This window comes from Halomonas rhizosphaerae, from assembly GCF_030010555.1.
GTDB lineage: Bacteria > Pseudomonadota > Gammaproteobacteria > Pseudomonadales > Halomonadaceae > Halomonas > Halomonas rhizosphaerae.
Genome location: NZ_JASCQP010000018.1, coordinates 66,524 through 81,172 on the forward strand (window position 1 = coordinate 66,524; position 14,649 = coordinate 81,172).

Below are 14,649 nucleotides of genomic sequence, written 5' to 3' on the forward strand. Positions count from 1 at the left end.
GGTCAGTCCCTCCCCAGTGCCGCGCGCAGGGAGCGAAGCCCCTGGTCGGCGTTCATGGCATGCGGCAGGCCGGCGGCCTCTGCCTGTTGCTGGGCGACCTCGCGCCCTGCGCGTTCGGCCATCTCGGCGGCGCTGCGGCTGCCGTCGTGCTCGAGCAGCTGGCGGGGTGTCAGGTCCTCGCCGGCCATCACCCGGTTGATCAGTGCCGTGTACTCCCGAGCGAAGCGGCGCTCGAGACGCTCCACCCGGCTGGGCTGCACATGGGTGATCTCCCACCAGCCCACCGCGGCACCGGCCAGGCGCACCGCCTCATGGCGCCAGCGGTGCCCGGCGGGGTCGTGGGCATGGCCCGCTGCCTCGCGCCACGCCTCGGTCACGGCCGGCATGCCCAGGTCCTCGGGGCGCGGCTCGCACAGCGCGGCGAAGGCGACCGGCTGGGGCGGCCAGGCCTCGTCGCCAGAGCGGGCCGCCTCGCGCACCTGCTGGCGCAGCCGGGAGATCCCCAGCTCCAGGTGGCGCCGGCTCAGGTGGGAGAGCTCGGCCAGCCAGGCGCCATCGGCGTCGTAGCTGCCCCACTGGCTGGAGAACTTGGCCCCGAACAGCTGGCCCATGGCATCGAACACCAGGTCCATGTCCTGCTCAGCGAGTTCCGGCGCACTGGCCGTCGTAGATTCGCCCTGCAGGCTGCTCGTGGGCGCGTCGGTCACGTTCACGCGCCTCTGCTGCGGTGAGACGACGTGCTGGAGTACGTTGGCGGCGGTTTGCATGGTCACCTCCGGTGGCGGCGGGCGGGGCAGCCTGGCGCTGCAGGTTCTCGTGGACCCACTTGGCGAAGCGGCGGGTCCAGTCGGCTGGGGTATGGGTGCGCCCGGGCTGGGCGGCGTAGTGCTCGCGGAAGTCGATCAGGGCAATCGAGACATCGGCGTCCACCGGCAGGCCACGGTCGAAGCAGGCGCGCTGCCAGGTCGGCATGTCCGGCTCCCAGTCCAGGGTCATCGGCTGCTTGCGCTCGCCATGGCCGGCCAGGGGCGGCAGCGGGTCGGTGGGGTCGCCTAGGGGCTGGCCGTCGTCGCTCAGGCCATCGGCACGGTCGAACACGTTCGGCGCATCGCTCGCGTCCGCGCCAGAGAGAGAGGGGGTACCTCTCTGTTGTAGTCTCTGTAAGAAATCTCCATTCGGGCGGTTCTGTGCACTCCCCTCCGGCGATTCTTGTTTCTCCGGTTGGGCGTTTTCAGATTCTCCCGATGGGAGATTCTGGCCAGTGGCGGGGGTTACGGGCTGTTCCGGCACCTCCTCCTCGGCCAGCACCTCGGCCAGTCGAAGCGCCAGCACCTCGGAATTCACCCGGTACCAGGTCTTCGCCGGCACGCCCTTGCGGATCTCCTCGATCACCCCGATCGCCACCAGCTGGCGGCGAGCCGTCACCTGCTGCTTGGCGCTCATGCCGGTCTCGGCTTCCCAGCTGTCGTGGTCGCCCTGCTGCTCCTTCCAGAACCAGCCATCCCGCTTGCGGGCAGTCGGCGTGCCGCACAGGAACAGCGCCTGGCTGAGGAAGATGGCGCCCTGCACGGTCACCCCGGGCAAGCGGGTGAACACCGGCTGGTAGGCCACCGGGCGGCCCAGCAGGCTCGGCAGCATGGCAGCGGTGATGCAGGTCATGTGCCCTGCCCTTCGAGCCTGTCGAGCTCGCGCTGGTAGGCCTCGGCCTTGCGCCGGTGGTCCTGCTGGTTCCTGGCGATCTGCGCTTGCGCGTCCCGGTCATAGGCCAGGGTCCGCGCCAGCAGTTCCGCCTGGGTGGTGTGGTAGATCACCCGCTGACGGGCCTCCTCCCGGGCATCGCCACGGCGCTCGGCGGCTTCGATCTGGAAGGCCGCGCGGCTCGCCGCAGTGATCAGGTCGTGCCGGCTCGTGTCGTCGGTCGGCATCTGCTGTGCTGCTTCCATGAAATCCCCCTGCTCCTGAATACCTGTATGGATCACCACCCCGGTCAGGGCGTCGTTGCCGTGGCCCGGCCGGGTGTAACCTTTGGGGTGTCAGTAGGCGGAGAGTCGGAAGCGAATGGCGTCGCATTCTCCAGAAGCCACTCAGCTGTGAAGGCGCCCTGGCTAGCGTCAGCCATGCGCCGGGCATAGGAGGTCTCGCCGGTGTACTCGGTACGGGGTAGTGAATCGCGCTGAAGCCATTTGTAGACCCCGCGCGGAGTGATCCCACAGACCCGGGCACATTCTGTGACGCCTCCCAACTTGTCGATTGCATCGCGCAGGGCGCTCATGTACTTGCTCCTGTGTTGTGTACCCACGGTACATATTATGGCGGAACTGAAAGTACACGCAAGCACTGCCATCATTGAACGCATGGTTCACAGCGATGATTCACGGGCTGAGTTCAGCGCCCGCCTCAAGAAAGCCCTCGAATACGCCGGCCAGTCTGGGCGTGGAGAAGGCGCGCGCCTGGCCAGGCTGGCCCGTGTTACTCCCAAGGCTGCGAGCAAGTGGCTTAACGGCGAGGCGCGTCCTGGTCACGACAAGCTGATGCTGATCGCCAACGCCCTAAGGGTGCGCGAAGAATGGCTGGACTACGGCAAAGGACCCATGACCTCCTCAGAAAGCGCCGCCGAGCTGCCTGAGGGCGTGTCTCCAATGCCGAATCGTCGGGTCGACGACATGGTGCTCCACGACACCGAGATCGTGGAGGACGACGGGCCGCTGCGCCCCGACGAGGTCGAGCTGCCCTGCTTTCGCGAGGTAGAGTTCTCCGCTGGCGACGGCCGCACCCAAGTGATCGAGAACCACGGAAACTCCGTTCGCTTCAGCCTGCCCCGCCTGGCGCGTGCTGGCGTGCAGCCACAGAACGGCGCCTGCGCCACGGCGTCGGGCTCCTCGATGGAGCCCACCATCGCCGACGGCTCCCCGATCGCCATCGACAAGGGCTGCCGGCATGTCATCGACGGCAAGATCTACGCCCTGGACCATGGCGGTATGCTGCGTGTGAAGCGGCTATACAAGCTGCCCCTGGGCAAGGTCCGCCTGGTCAGCGACAACGCCGACGAGTACCCCGAGGAGATCTGCAGCCTGATGGGCGAGGATGCCCCGCGGATCATCGGCCGCGTGTTCTGGTGGGAGGTATTTGACTGACCTGCGTTCAAGGAGGATCGATGGCACAGAAAGGCATCATCGCCGCCATTAAAGATCAGGGTGGCATCGCTCCAGAGCAGGGAGGCGAGCTGATCATCCCGGACGGCTTCCTGACCCCCGGCTTTATCGCAACGGCCACCTGCCTTGGACATGTGCGTGGTATCACCCGCCTCACATACCGAAATCCCGACTTGCATGAGCGCTATTTCGAGGCGATGCAAGTGCCCTATCTGCTGACCGGTGTCGACGGTTACCATTTGGTCCGCACCAATCAGGGCACCAACTACAGCCCCATGCAGCTGCTTGAGACGGCAGACGACGTCGACAAGGCCACCTCAGAAACCAGCAACTGCATTCTGCGGCAGGTGGGTGATGACCTGCCCGGCATTCGCAACCTATGTGACGTCATTGGCGAGCTGCACGACAACGTGCGCGCCCATGCCGATGGTGTTGGCTACTCCATGGCGCAGAATTGGCGCTACATGGGTCGGGAACTCGTCATCGAGTTTGCCATCACTGATGCCGGGCAGGGTTTTCTCCGTGAGTGCCAACGAACCGCTGTACCTGGTGTCACAGACGATGAGACAGCGATTCGATGGTGTTTGGAACCCAGGCATTCGACCAAGGATGTGGAAGTCGACGAGTTCGCTCAGCAGCAACCCGAGGATGCCATAGGAAACCCCTTCGGTGATGCGCCGGATGTCTATGTTAGACATGACGGAAATCACCATCAGGGGCTGGGGCTGGCTAAGCTGGTGGAGCTGACCAGAGCATACAGCGGCACCCTGTGGGTCGCATCAGGCCAGGCGGTGCTGATCTCCAATCCTCACACTCGTGATGCAGTAAGCGTTGGCAACTTTGTTGCGGTGCCACACTGGCAAGGTGTAGCCATCGCGTGTAGATTACAGATCAGCGAGCTTGGTAAACCCATCGAAGAAGAGCCGCTGCAGGATGATGTGCAGAATCTCCTGGGCGACATACTGATATGAAACGCTCTCACCAAGCCGCATTTGAAGGGAGCACAACCATGACCAAGACACTGAAATATAAAGGCTCCTTGGCTAACCGCACGACTGCCGCGAAGGAACGAGCCCAGATCGAGACCCTCGCTCGCCAGGGAGAGACGGTAATTCTGGATTACAGCGACGTCATTTCGCTGTCCGGGTCCTATGCCGATGAACTGTTTGGCATCTTCACGCAACGCTACGGTGCCCAGGCACTGAAAACCACCATCAAGGTGCAAGGCGCTAGCTCCACCGTAGCGCGCGCCATCGGCTTGGCTATCCAGCATCGAATGCCCGCCAACGCTGCCTGACCAGCTGAACGCCCAGGCCTGAGGCACACGAACCCGCCCACCAAGGCGGGTTTTTCGTACCTGCCCTACCCTCCACCAACGAAAACGCCCCGGCCATCCATGACCAGGGCGCGGGGCAGGGCGTGACGCGGCGTTTCCTCCATGGGCGGCAGTGCCGCGTGCGGCATGCATCACGCCTCCAGCATGACGCACCCCGTAGCGCTCTGATGTAGCTGCCAGCCCACCCCGCCTGTAATCCATCGACCACAGCCCCTGTACGCCCCCGCCCACCGAGGCGGTTTTTTTGTGCCTTGCTGAACTTAATGAACCATTGGTACTTGACTGCAATGTACCTTTGGTACATATTGAGTTCACAAGACAACGACACGGGGGGACATACATGGCCAACGCACCTACCACCATCGAGTTCGCCGGCTGGCGCTGCCGGATCGGCACCCGCTGCATGGGGCTACCCACTCGCCGCGAGGCCGAGCTCCTCGCCGGCCTGGCCGCCGGGATGACCCAGAAGGAGATCGCCAAGCTGCGCGGTGTCTCCCCCGCCTCGATCAAGAGCACCGCCGAGGCCGCCTACTACCGGCTGCGCGCCAACCGCGCCACCGATGCCGTGGCTCGCGCCATGCGCCGCGGCTGGATTGCACCGTTGGCACTGGCACTGATGCTGGCCGACCTCTCCGGCGAGGGCCTCCGCATCCGCCAGCCCACCCGCACCAGGACGCAAGTCAGCGCCAGCCGCGTCATCAGCCGCCGTGACACAGGGAGTATCTACGCATGATTCCGCAGACCAGCACCGCCCAGCGCATGATCGGCACCTTTGCCACCCACGGCATCACCAGCGGGATGCTCGTCCAGCTGCAGCACCTTCAGGAACTGGCGCTGGCCATCAACCTGCAGGGCCAGCACCTGATCCACCTGGACCTGTTCGGCCAGCGCAGTGGCGTGCAGCAACTGACCATTGCGGGCTGTGCGCGGGAAAACCACTGGCGCCCCGGCATCGAGCGCACGCCCCGCTACTTGATCGAGATCCCCGCCGGCGGAGACGAGATGGTCCTGCGCGACGTGCAGGCCGAGCTAGGCAATGCCGCCGCCGACCTGATGCAGCTGCTCGGGGAGGATGCGCAATGAACCGCCCCCTCCCCAGCAGCCAGGCCCTGTACAGCGTGCCTGTTCACGACCTCGCCACTGCATGGCGCCAGCACGCCATGACGCATCACGGGGTCGATCCCTGCACTGAGCTCTGCGCCGTGCCGGTGCTGACCATCGGGCACAGCATCGGCTGGCGCCCCGCCTTCCGCCTGCCGGCCACGCGCACCCTGGTGGTGATCCACACCGCCCGGCCGCATGCCAGCGCCGGCGAGGCCCGCGACTGCCTGGTGAGCCTGCTTACCGCCATGGCCACAGAGGGCAGCATCACCCTGCACGGGAGGGCAGCCGCATGATTCGCCGCGCCCTGATTTGCGCCCTGCTGATCCTCGTCGTCGCTGCTGCAGGCGCCCGAATCGTCCACGCCCTGGGCTGGATGGCCGCCACAGACCGACAGGTTGAGCGCGCCAGCCTCGAGGACTACTGCACGAGCGTGGCCATCTGGGGCGCACAAGTTGCCCGAGGCGTGCCGCTCAACAGGCGCACCGGCCACCCGGACTACGACAAGCGCGCCGCCGAGGACTGCCCCGGGATGCGCCCGGCTGCGCCTGCCATCACCACCGAGCGCCAGCTGGCGCGGAATTGAAGGAGAAGGTCATGACGATCGAGACAATCGTCCGCTGCGATGGCCGCAGCTGCTGCAACGAATGCGAGATCGAGGACGCCTACGACTCTTCGGTCAGCGCGGCAGGCTGGCATACCGATCCGCACGATGGCTTCAACCACTACTGCCCGCGATGCTGGCCGGTGGTGAAGAAAGAACTGGAAGAAGAGGACTGCTGACATGCTCCAGAAAATCGCCGCCGCCCTGGGCGCCAGCTTCAGCAGCGACCTGATGCGCCAATTAAAAGGCCCAGCGCCAGCGCCCACCCGCAACGGTGGCCGCCATCGCACCGTCGCCCAGGATCAACGCCGGGCCGCCAAGCGCCGGGCCACTCGTCGAGCCAAGCGGCTCGGGCATCGCTGAGGAGAACATCATGGCGAAACGCACCCGCCGCCCCTGGTCTCCCGAAGAGGTCGCCCAACTGCGCCAGTTGATAGTCGAGGGCCTCACCTACAACGCCATCGCCCAGCGCATGGGCCGCACCTATCGCAGCATCCGGGGCGCGGCGGAGCACTACCAGCTGGCCCGCGAGCTGGGCCGGCGCCCCATCGGAAGCGGGGTGGTATGGAGCCGCGCCGACTACGACCGCCTCGAGGCGCTGGTGGCCCAGGGCCTGACCAAGGACCAGATCGGCGAGCAGATGGGGCGCAGCTATAACCAGGTGCGCGGCGCCATGGCCCGCATCGGCCTGACCGACCCGGCCCGCCGTGGCCACAACCGCAAGGACTGGCCAGAGATCGAGCCGATCATCCTCGACTGTATCCAGGTGGAGCGCATGACGGTGCCGCAGATCGAGAGCCGGCTGCGCGCCCTGGGATACCGGATCAGCCGCAACGCCATCCATACCCGCATCAAGGGTATGCCGGCCAGCGTGAGAAAGGAGATGCGCCTCAACGCCCAGCAGCGCCGTGGCCGGATGCGCTCTCTCAAGGCCCAGCGCGAGCGGGCCAGAGCCAGAGTTCAAGGGAGGGCCGCCTGATGCCACGCAATACCGGCAAGCCCTGGAGCGATGAGGACGCGGTTCTGCTGCGTGATCTCTACCCGGACGACAGCAACGCAACCCTGGCGAAGATCTTCGGGCGCAGCGAATCCAGCATCCAGAACCAGGCGATCAAGATGGGCCTGCACAAGAGCGAGGCCTATATGGCCACCGGTCCCGGCCAGTTTCGCACTGGGCAACAGGTCTGGAACAAGGGCATGAAGGGGCTCGACCTCAGCGGCGGCAAGGGGCACTTTCCGAAGGGTCACCGCCCCCACACCTGGCAGCCGATCGGTCACGAGCGCGTCTCGAAGGAAGGCTATCTGCAGCGCAAGGTCACCGACACCGGCTACACGCCCCGCGACTATCGCCCCGTTCACCACCTGGTGTGGGAGGAGCATACCGGCGAGGCGGTCCCCAAGGGGCACGCCTTGGTGTTCCGCGACGGCAACCTGCGCAACTTCGACCCGGCCAATCTGGAGCTGGTCAGCCGCGCCGAGCTGATGCGGCGTAACAGCCACCACACCAACCTGCCGCCGGAGCTGGCCCGGATCGTACAGCTGCGTGGCGCCATCACCCGCAAGATCAACCGCCGGAGGAAGCAGGCATGAAGAACAAGATCGAGGATCTCCGCAATCACCTGTTCGCCGAACTCGAGCGCCTGGGCGACGAGTCGCTCCAGGGCGAGGAGCTGCAGGCCGAGATCAGCCGTGCCCGCGCCATCAGCGACGTCGCCGGCACCGTGATCGGCAGCGCCAAGGTAGAGGTGGAGTACCTCAAGGCCACCAAGCAGACCAAGGGCACCGACTTCCTGCCCCATGACGGCACCAAGCGCCTGGGAGGTGAGGAGTGAACATCAACAGCCTGATCAGCACCAGCGCCCACGACTGCAAGATCACCCTGGAGGGGATGCTGGACCACCGCACCGCCGAAGCTGCGACGCTCGCACTGGATCTGCTCATAGCCCTACGCGGCAAGGAAGGCCAGGCCAGCCGGCGCAAGGTGGCCGGATCCATTCTCCGAAAGGCCGCGAAGCAGATGGAGGTGGAATCGTGAACGCTGCTGCACTGACGCCAGACCTCTTCGCCGATACCCCTGCCGAGCCGCCACGCGGCATTCACGAGGGCCCCACCTTCAACCACGAGGCGAAGGGCTGGCAGGAGGGCTGGTGGGCCCGCGACAGCATCATGGCCGACTGGACGCTCCGGCCCTATGACCAGGGCGCGCTCGACTGGATCCGGCACCAGCTCGCCGGTGGCCGGCTGGAGTATGGGGAGATTCTGGCCAGGCGTCGGGCCGCGCAACTCGAGAGCGTATGGGATGCCGCCGAAATCATGTTCAGCCACCTGCGCTATCTGGTGCTCACCGGCGAGATCCTGGAGAGCAAGCGCTACTACGGCTCACCCGATCCCAAGAGCCCGGATTACCGGGGTTGGCACCCGAGGTTCGAACTTGCAGGAGAGAAAGCATGACCAGCATCGACTTCAACCGCCTCAAGGAGCTGATCGCCGCCCGTCGCCCTGATGCCGCGCTGTCCCTCGATGCCGATGGGCTGGCCAACCTGGTGCAGCAATACCGCGAGGTCGAGCGCCAGCGAGATGAAGCAACGGCAAAGCTCGCCGCGATCGGCCGGCTGTGCCCGACTCACTTCGACGACCGCGAGCAGCTTCTAGGAGAGCTGTTCAAGATCCTGCGGGGGCAGCTCCCGGCGGAAGAGGAGTTCGAATCATGAAGCGGAATCAGTACGACACGCCCATCACCAAAAACCAGAGCAAGCGCTCGATGCGAGACCCGAACTCGGTTGCTGGCCGCTGTAGGGCGAAAGGCGTGAACCCGGGCATGGTGTACCCCCGCCTCAAACGCATGTCGCTGGAAGAAGCCTTGAACACGCCGTCGATGTCGCAGAAGGAGAGCGCCAGCCTGGCAGGCAAGGCAAGTCGCGCGGCGGCACGAGCGCGCCGCGATCAGCGGGGCCAGGAGCAGGGAGGCGCATCATGACCACCTGGCTTCCCGCCATCTGCGTCGGCATCGTCGTGCTCTGTACCCTGTGGCTCGCCAGCGACCCCGCCTTTGCCCATGGCCGTGACAGGGCTCTCGGCGGCGCCATCGGCTTCGTCGGCGGGCTGGTGATCGCCGCGATCGTCTTTGCCATGGTCAGGGCCGGCGCCTGGGCGATGGGAGTCGGCTCATGACCCAGCCTACCCACACCCACAAGACCCAGGGCGGCCGCTACGCGATGCTCGCCCACTACAACGGCGACACCTCGCTGGATGCGCAGATGATCGTCGTCTATCGCGACATCGACCGCGAGATCGAGACCGCGACCACAGCGAAGGACTGGGAGCAGAACTGGCAGCCGATCGAGCCGGACACCTGCACCGTCTGCATGGGAACCGGCCACGACCATATCAAAGGCGCCAAGCACCAGCCGTGCGGCGGGTGCTTCGGGCTCGGGAAGGTAAAGCAGGACGGCGAGAAGCCGGCGGACGAGTGGCAGGTGGCCGACGTGGCGCTCGGCATCATCCAGCGCCAGGCGCGGATCATTGAGCAGCGGGACCAGGTGCTGGCGTTCCCGGAAGTAAAGAAGGTGCTGAAGGCAAGGAAGGAGCGCCAGCAGAAGGAGGGGCCGCCGGAGTGGGTTCAGCGTGAACAGGAATGGAGGGGGAGCCCTGGGCGAGGCCACGGCGGCGGCAGGATGACAGGAGACTAGAATGATGGGAAAGCTGATGGATCCAGACCAGTGGCGGAAGGCGCGCTTCGCAGGCACGCCGCCGGCGATGTCCACTATTCGCAAGTGGTGCCGGGAGGGAGTGCTGCCGGCCAAGAAGATCGGCGGCGCCTGGTTCATCGACCTGGACGCCGAGAAGCTGATGACCGGAAACGAGCTCGCCGACAGCGTGCTCAAGGAGATGGAGACCAGCTGATGGCAGCCAGGCCGCGCAAGCGCAAGTACCGGGGGCTGGAGCCCAACCTCTATGAGTCTGCGGGGTACTACACCTATCGCAACCCGGTGACCGGAAAGAAGACCGGCATGGGCAGCGACAAGGCAAAGGCCCAGGCGGCCGCGCGGATCCTCAATGCTCGGCTGGTCAAGGGTGCGGACCTGGTTGCTCGTGTGGAAGGCACAAGTGGGCTCACTCTGGCGCACGCCATCGAGGCTTTTCAGAAGGATCGCGTCGACAGTGCCAGCAAACTGGCCCCGGGCACCCGGGCCAACAAGCGCTATGCCCTCGCGCGCCTGGCCAAGGATCGCGGCGACATGCCCCTCGAGCAGATCACCACCAGGTGGTGCGCCGAGTACCTGGACGAGCACTACAAGGGCGAGCCCTACCGGTACCACCGGGCCCTACTCGCCCAGGTGTTCCAGTTCGCACGCACCAAGGGCTGGATGGACGACAACCCCATCGAGCCCACCAGCAAAAGCGACACCGGCTACACCAAACAGCGCCGACGCCTCACGCCCGGGCAGTTCCAGGCCATCTATGATCAGGCCGAACCCTGGTTTCAGGTTGCCATGGAGCTCGCCCTAGTCTGTCTGTTCGGCCGGGCCGAGGTCGCCGCCGCCCGGTACGATCACATCGTCGACGGGCGGCTACGCTATATAAGGAAGAAGACCCGCACGCGCAGCCATACCGCCTACGTCGCGATCGAGCTGACGCCGGCCATCGAGGACATCATCCAACGCTCGCGCCTGGTACCACCGGTGTCGCCCTACATTGTCCACCGAGTGCATCAGCGAATCACCGCCGAGACCCGGGCCCGGGATCACTGGAGCCGCGTCACCGACGACATGCTATCCAAGACCTTCGCCCGGCTGCGCGACAAGGTGCCGGAGATCGCCAGGCTGGAACCGCGCCAACGGCCAACCTTTCATGAGATCCGCTCGCTCGGCTCCAAGCTGCTCGAGGACACCGGTGCCGACCTGGGGGAGATTCAGGTGCTGATGGGCCACGCCGACGAGAGCATGACCCAGCACTATCTCGACGGTCACGGGATCCGCTGGCAGGAAGCCAAGGGCCCGGGCAAGGGCATGGCCGCCCTACTGAAAGGAGCGTGAGTGATGATCGACATCGAGTTCTGGCAAGACTGCATTGAGGCTGGCTGCGTCATCGTGCCGGTCGTGATTTACAGCGATTATGGGTCAGACGGCGAGATCGACGAAAGCAAGCGCATCGGCCTGCGCTTCGCTGCCCTCCCTTGTGAGGACATGCAGCTGGTGGTTTCCGAAGGAACCTACTGCATGATCGACGAATCGATCAGCGGTCTGGAGCACTACCACAAGAACCCGAAGAGTGCGCTGGCTGAATTCAGAGGAGAATCGTGATTAAGCGGGGGGCTGTCACAATCGGCAGGCGGGATTATGTCATGGTGCACACCAGACCGAGCGGTGTCCGCAGGGCCTTCGGCCCCACACCTCTGATCGACGCCGGGCCCTGGTCTTCGCCAAGCCGGGAGACGAAATCGACATGCCGGAAGGCCTGCAGTAGGCCGCCAGCCGTGTGGAGTTTTCCCAGTATTTTCCCAGTTTTTTCCCAGCACACGAAAAAGCCGCCTAGCGGGGTGCGCTAAGCGGCTGATTCGATGCGTCTTGTTGGTGGAGCCTAGCGGGATCGAACCGCTGACCTCAACACTGCCAGTGTTGCGCTCTCCCAGCTGAGCTAAGGCCCCACGTCGTTCCCGTCCTGCGAGAACGGAGCGAATATTACGCAGCCCTTCCGGAGGCGTCAACCCCATGAGGGCATTTTCACTCTTCTGCCTTGTGCCAATTCCCCTTAGGGACGGGATGTGCCAACCTACCAAGACTGATACCGAGCCGGACGACATGTTGGCAGCTTCCTAGCCAGGCCCCGTCTCGGGACGACACTCACATACCACGTCTTCAGGAGCGTCTGCGTTGATCAGGGTTCTCGTCGCCGATGACCATCACCTGGTACGGACCAGCATCGCCCACCTGCTGAATGCCGAGCGCGGGATCCGCGTGGTCGGTGAGGCCGCCGATGGCGAGGAGGCCATCACCAAGGCGCGCAAGCTCGAACCGGACATCGTGCTGATGGATATCCGCATGCCCGGGATCGGCGGCCTGGAGGCTACCCGCAAGATCAACCGCTTCGCCGGCGACATCCGCATCCTGGTGCTGACGGCCTTCATCGAGGAGACCTTCGCCCAGCGCCTGCTCGAGGCCGGCGCCCACGGCTTCATCAGCAAGGGCTGCCAGCACGACGAGATGGTCGAGGCGATCCACTGCGTGTTCGGCGGCAAGCGCTATGTCAGCCCCGAGATCGCCCAGCGGCTGGTGCTGTCGCGCATCGATGCGCCGGACAACCCCTTCGACCAGCTCTCCCAGCGCGAGCTCCAGGTCGCGATGATGGTCGTCAACTGCCAGCGCGTCGCCGACATCGCCGACCGCATGTTCCTCAGCCCCAAGACCGTCAACACCTACCGCTACCGGATCTTCGAGAAGCTCGGCGTGACCTCCGATGTGGAGCTGACCCACCTCGGCCTGCGCCACGGCCTTGTCGACGGCTTCAGCGACGCCGACTGAGCGCCTTCCCGATGGTCCCGATCTGGTAGAATGGAGACTCCTCACGCTTCCCGTCCCCGGCACGCCGTTTCCATGAGCTTCGATTCCCGCGACTTCCTCAGCAGCGTCAGCGAATCCCCGGGGGTCTACCGCATGCTCGACGAGCACGGCGAGACCCTCTATGTCGGCAAGGCGCGTCGCCTCAAGGCGCGCCTGGCGAGCTACTTCCGCGGTGCGCTCAACACCAAGACCCAGGCCCTGGTCGGGCGCATCGCCGACATCCAGGTGACGGTGACCAACAGCGAGACCGAGGCCCTGCTGCTCGAGCAGACACTGATCAAGGAGCTGCGCCCGCCGTACAATATCCTGCTGCGCGACGACAAGTCCTACCCCTTCGTCTTCGTCACCGACCGCCATCCCTTCCCCGCCCTGGAGTACAAGCGCGCGCGGGTGCGCCGCGACGACGGCCGCTACCTCGGCCCCTACCCCAGCAGCGGCGCCGTGCGCGAGAGCCTGTCGCTGATGCAGAAGATCTTCCGCATCCGCAACTGCGAGGACAGCGTCTTCGCTCATCGCACCCGGCCCTGCCTGCAGTACCAGATCCAGCGCTGCAGCGCGCCCTGCGTGGGCCATATCAGCGAGGCGGACTATCGACGCGACCTCGAGCATGCGGTGATGTGCCTCGAGGGCAAGAGCGATGCGGTGACCCGCGAGTTGAGCGAGGCCATGGAGGTCGCCAGCGCCCGTCTCGACTTCGAGGAGGCCGCCCGCCTGCGTGACCAGGTCCAGCACCTGCGCCAGATGCAGCAGCGCCAGTTCGTCGACACCGGCGGCGGCGATGCCGACGTCTTCGCGCTGGCCAGCCGCCCCGGGGCGCTGTGCATCTCGGTGCTCACGATCCGCCAGGGCCGCCTGCTGGGGGCTCGGCACCATGCCCCGGCCAACGGGCTCGACCTGGGCCCGGAGGCGCTGCTCGGCGACTTCATCAGCCAGTTCTACCTGGGCCAGGCCAGGGAGATTCCGGCCGAGGTGATCACCAGCCACCCGGTACCGGATGCCGACCTGATCGCCCGCGCGCTCGGCGAACGCGTCGGCAAGCGCATTCGCCTGACCGCCCAGGTCCGCGGCCATCGCGCCCAGTGGCGAGAGCTGGCCCGCACCAACGCCGAACAACAGTTGGCCAGTCAGCTGGCCAGCCAGACCCAGCTCTCGAAGCGCTTCGCCGCCCTGCGCGAGGCCCTGGCACTCGAGGACACCCCCCGCCGCCTGGAGTGCTTCGACATCAGCCACAGCCATGGCGAGGCCACGGTGGCCTCCTGCGTGGTGTTCGACGAGAACGGGCCGCGCAAGTCCGACTATCGTCGCTTCAACATCGAGGGCGTGGCCGCCGGCGACGACTATGCCGCCATGCGCCAGGCGCTGACCCGCCGCTTCAAGCGCCTCACCGAGAGCGAGGGCGAACGCCCCGACATCCTCATCGTCGACGGCGGCAAGGGGCAGCTGAACATGGCCCGAGAAGTGTTCGCCGAACTGGGCGTGAGCGGCATCTCCCTGCTCGGCGTGGCCAAGGGCACCACGCGCAAGGCCGGGCTCGAGACGCTGTTCGTCGAGACCGTCGACCGCAGCCTGGACCTCGACGGCGCCTCCCCGGCGCTGCACCTGATCCAGCACATCCGCGACGAGTCGCACCGCTTCGCCATCGCCGGTCATCGGGCACGACGCGACAAGACTCGGCGCACCTCCACCCTGCAGGACATTCCGGGCGTGGGGCCGCGTCGCCGACGCGAGCTGCTGCGCTTCTTCGGCGGCCTGCAGGGGGTCAGGCAGGCCAGCCGCGAGGAGCTGGCCCGGGTCCCCGGCATCAGTGCCACAATGGCCGAGACGATTCATCGCGCCCTGCATGGATGAGTCGGGCCCCGACGGATAGAATGAGGGGGTTTCCGGTATCTCTCATGG

26 protein-coding genes, 1 tRNA gene and 1 pseudogene are annotated in these 14,649 nt (G+C 65.8%); 24 read left to right on the forward strand and 4 right to left on the reverse strand.

The features are described from left to right. Positions 1 to 2: 2 nt before the first annotated feature. Genes QLQ83_RS05955 through QLQ83_RS05965 form a run of 3 tightly spaced genes read right to left on the reverse strand, consistent with a single transcriptional unit; the run spans position 3 to position 1,943 of the window. Positions 3 to 713 carry a replication protein P gene (locus tag QLQ83_RS05955; protein ID WP_282734606.1) on the reverse strand — a complete coding sequence of 237 codons (711 nt, stop codon included), beginning with the start codon at positions 711 to 713 and terminating at the stop codon, positions 3 to 5. Then, positions 640 to 1,659, reverse strand: coding sequence for a DnaT-like ssDNA-binding domain-containing protein (locus tag QLQ83_RS05960; RefSeq protein WP_282734607.1), 1,020 nt, complete (start codon positions 1,657 to 1,659; stop codon positions 640 to 642). The genes QLQ83_RS05955 and QLQ83_RS05960 overlap by 74 nt, the downstream gene beginning before the upstream one ends. Continuing rightward, positions 1,656 to 1,943, reverse strand: a complete 288-nt coding sequence (locus tag QLQ83_RS05965; RefSeq protein ID WP_282734608.1) for a hypothetical protein — start codon at positions 1,941 to 1,943, stop codon at positions 1,656 to 1,658. The genes QLQ83_RS05960 and QLQ83_RS05965 overlap by 4 nt, the downstream gene beginning before the upstream one ends. 411 nt (positions 1,944 to 2,354) lie before the next feature. Here QLQ83_RS05965 and QLQ83_RS19520 point away from each other — a divergent pair. The 22 genes and pseudogenes from QLQ83_RS19520 to QLQ83_RS06070 all read left to right on the forward strand — a co-directional run. Continuing rightward, a pseudogene (locus tag QLQ83_RS19520) lies at positions 2,355 to 2,561 on the forward strand (helix-turn-helix domain-containing protein); the annotation flags it as partial. A gap of 30 nt (positions 2,562 to 2,591) precedes the next feature. Next, a complete protein-coding gene (locus QLQ83_RS05970) occupies positions 2,592 to 3,134 on the forward strand; it encodes a S24 family peptidase (RefSeq protein ID WP_282734609.1) in 543 nt (180 codons plus the stop codon). A 20-nt stretch (positions 3,135 to 3,154) separates the two neighbouring features. Then, on the forward strand, positions 3,155 to 4,123 hold the full coding sequence (locus tag QLQ83_RS05975; RefSeq protein WP_282734610.1) for a hypothetical protein: 969 nt from the start codon (positions 3,155 to 3,157) through the stop codon (positions 4,121 to 4,123). A 38-nt stretch (positions 4,124 to 4,161) separates the two neighbouring features. Beyond that, a complete protein-coding gene (locus QLQ83_RS05980) occupies positions 4,162 to 4,449 on the forward strand; it encodes an STAS-like domain-containing protein (RefSeq protein WP_282734611.1) in 288 nt (95 codons plus the stop codon). A 379-nt stretch (positions 4,450 to 4,828) separates the two neighbouring features. Further along, positions 4,829 to 5,221 (forward strand): response regulator transcription factor, encoded by a 393-nt coding sequence (locus QLQ83_RS05985; RefSeq protein WP_282734612.1) that lies wholly within the window; start codon positions 4,829 to 4,831, stop codon positions 5,219 to 5,221. Continuing rightward, positions 5,218 to 5,571 carry a hypothetical protein gene (locus QLQ83_RS05990; protein WP_282734613.1) on the forward strand — a complete coding sequence of 118 codons (354 nt, stop codon included), beginning with the start codon at positions 5,218 to 5,220 and terminating at the stop codon, positions 5,569 to 5,571. Before QLQ83_RS05985 ends, QLQ83_RS05990 begins: the two co-directional genes overlap by 4 nt. Next, positions 5,568 to 5,885, forward strand: coding sequence for a hypothetical protein (locus QLQ83_RS05995; RefSeq protein ID WP_282734614.1), 318 nt, complete (start codon positions 5,568 to 5,570; stop codon positions 5,883 to 5,885). The genes QLQ83_RS05990 and QLQ83_RS05995 overlap by 4 nt, the downstream gene beginning before the upstream one ends. Continuing rightward, positions 5,882 to 6,175: a hypothetical protein gene (locus tag QLQ83_RS06000; RefSeq protein ID WP_282734615.1), complete on the forward strand. Its 294-nt coding sequence runs from the start codon at positions 5,882 to 5,884 to the stop codon at positions 6,173 to 6,175. Before QLQ83_RS05995 ends, QLQ83_RS06000 begins: the two co-directional genes overlap by 4 nt. 11 nt (positions 6,176 to 6,186) lie before the next feature. Beyond that, complete coding sequence (locus tag QLQ83_RS06005; RefSeq protein WP_282734616.1) at positions 6,187 to 6,372, forward strand: hypothetical protein; 186 nt, start codon at positions 6,187 to 6,189, stop codon at positions 6,370 to 6,372. A gap of 1 nt (position 6,373) precedes the next feature. Further along, a complete protein-coding gene (locus tag QLQ83_RS06010) occupies positions 6,374 to 6,556 on the forward strand; it encodes a hypothetical protein (RefSeq protein WP_282734617.1) in 183 nt (60 codons plus the stop codon). A 10-nt stretch (positions 6,557 to 6,566) separates the two neighbouring features. Beyond that, complete coding sequence (locus tag QLQ83_RS06015; RefSeq protein ID WP_282734618.1) at positions 6,567 to 7,172, forward strand: hypothetical protein; 606 nt, start codon at positions 6,567 to 6,569, stop codon at positions 7,170 to 7,172. After that, a complete protein-coding gene (locus QLQ83_RS06020) occupies positions 7,172 to 7,783 on the forward strand; it encodes an HNH endonuclease signature motif containing protein (protein WP_282734619.1) in 612 nt (203 codons plus the stop codon). The genes QLQ83_RS06015 and QLQ83_RS06020 overlap by 1 nt, the downstream gene beginning before the upstream one ends. After that, entirely contained in the window at positions 7,780 to 8,025 is a 246-nt protein-coding gene (locus QLQ83_RS06025) for a hypothetical protein (RefSeq protein WP_282734620.1), read from the forward strand. Before QLQ83_RS06020 ends, QLQ83_RS06025 begins: the two co-directional genes overlap by 4 nt. Next, the gene (locus QLQ83_RS06030) at positions 8,022 to 8,228 is read left to right on the forward strand and encodes a hypothetical protein (protein WP_282734621.1); all 207 of its coding nucleotides are present in this window, start codon (positions 8,022 to 8,024) and stop codon (positions 8,226 to 8,228) included. Before QLQ83_RS06025 ends, QLQ83_RS06030 begins: the two co-directional genes overlap by 4 nt. Next, positions 8,225 to 8,644 carry a hypothetical protein gene (locus QLQ83_RS06035; protein ID WP_282734622.1) on the forward strand — a complete coding sequence of 140 codons (420 nt, stop codon included), beginning with the start codon at positions 8,225 to 8,227 and terminating at the stop codon, positions 8,642 to 8,644. Before QLQ83_RS06030 ends, QLQ83_RS06035 begins: the two co-directional genes overlap by 4 nt. Continuing rightward, positions 8,641 to 8,904, forward strand: a complete 264-nt coding sequence (locus tag QLQ83_RS06040) for a hypothetical protein (protein ID WP_282734623.1) — start codon at positions 8,641 to 8,643, stop codon at positions 8,902 to 8,904. Before QLQ83_RS06035 ends, QLQ83_RS06040 begins: the two co-directional genes overlap by 4 nt. Beyond that, positions 8,901 to 9,170: a hypothetical protein gene (locus QLQ83_RS06045; protein WP_282734624.1), complete on the forward strand. Its 270-nt coding sequence runs from the start codon at positions 8,901 to 8,903 to the stop codon at positions 9,168 to 9,170. Before QLQ83_RS06040 ends, QLQ83_RS06045 begins: the two co-directional genes overlap by 4 nt. Then, positions 9,167 to 9,364: a hypothetical protein gene (locus tag QLQ83_RS06050; RefSeq protein WP_282734625.1), complete on the forward strand. Its 198-nt coding sequence runs from the start codon at positions 9,167 to 9,169 to the stop codon at positions 9,362 to 9,364. The genes QLQ83_RS06045 and QLQ83_RS06050 overlap by 4 nt, the downstream gene beginning before the upstream one ends. Further along, a complete protein-coding gene (locus tag QLQ83_RS06055; protein ID WP_282734626.1) occupies positions 9,361 to 9,882 on the forward strand; it encodes a hypothetical protein in 522 nt (173 codons plus the stop codon). The genes QLQ83_RS06050 and QLQ83_RS06055 overlap by 4 nt, the downstream gene beginning before the upstream one ends. A gap of 1 nt (position 9,883) precedes the next feature. Further along, positions 9,884 to 10,096: a helix-turn-helix domain-containing protein gene (locus QLQ83_RS06060; protein ID WP_282734627.1), complete on the forward strand. Its 213-nt coding sequence runs from the start codon at positions 9,884 to 9,886 to the stop codon at positions 10,094 to 10,096. Next, the gene (locus tag QLQ83_RS06065) at positions 10,096 to 11,229 is read left to right on the forward strand and encodes a tyrosine-type recombinase/integrase (protein WP_282734628.1); all 1,134 of its coding nucleotides are present in this window, start codon (positions 10,096 to 10,098) and stop codon (positions 11,227 to 11,229) included. The genes QLQ83_RS06060 and QLQ83_RS06065 overlap by 1 nt, the downstream gene beginning before the upstream one ends. A 3-nt stretch (positions 11,230 to 11,232) precedes the next feature. Continuing rightward, positions 11,233 to 11,496, forward strand: coding sequence for a hypothetical protein (locus QLQ83_RS06070; protein ID WP_282734629.1), 264 nt, complete (start codon positions 11,233 to 11,235; stop codon positions 11,494 to 11,496). Positions 11,497 to 11,764: 268 nt separating this feature from the next. Here QLQ83_RS06070 and QLQ83_RS06075 read toward each other — a convergent pair. Beyond that, positions 11,765 to 11,840 (reverse strand) — tRNA-Ala (locus QLQ83_RS06075). A gap of 226 nt (positions 11,841 to 12,066) precedes the next feature. Between QLQ83_RS06075 and uvrY the strand changes: the two genes are divergently transcribed. Together uvrY and uvrC are read left to right on the forward strand one after the other, a co-directional pair. Next, positions 12,067 to 12,714 (forward strand): UvrY/SirA/GacA family response regulator transcription factor, encoded by a 648-nt coding sequence (gene uvrY / locus QLQ83_RS06080; protein ID WP_282734630.1) that lies wholly within the window; start codon positions 12,067 to 12,069, stop codon positions 12,712 to 12,714. Positions 12,715 to 12,786: 72 nt separating this feature from the next. Continuing rightward, entirely contained in the window at positions 12,787 to 14,601 is a 1,815-nt protein-coding gene (gene uvrC / locus QLQ83_RS06085) for an excinuclease ABC subunit UvrC (RefSeq protein ID WP_282734631.1), read from the forward strand. The last annotated feature ends 48 nt before the right edge of the window (positions 14,602 to 14,649 follow it).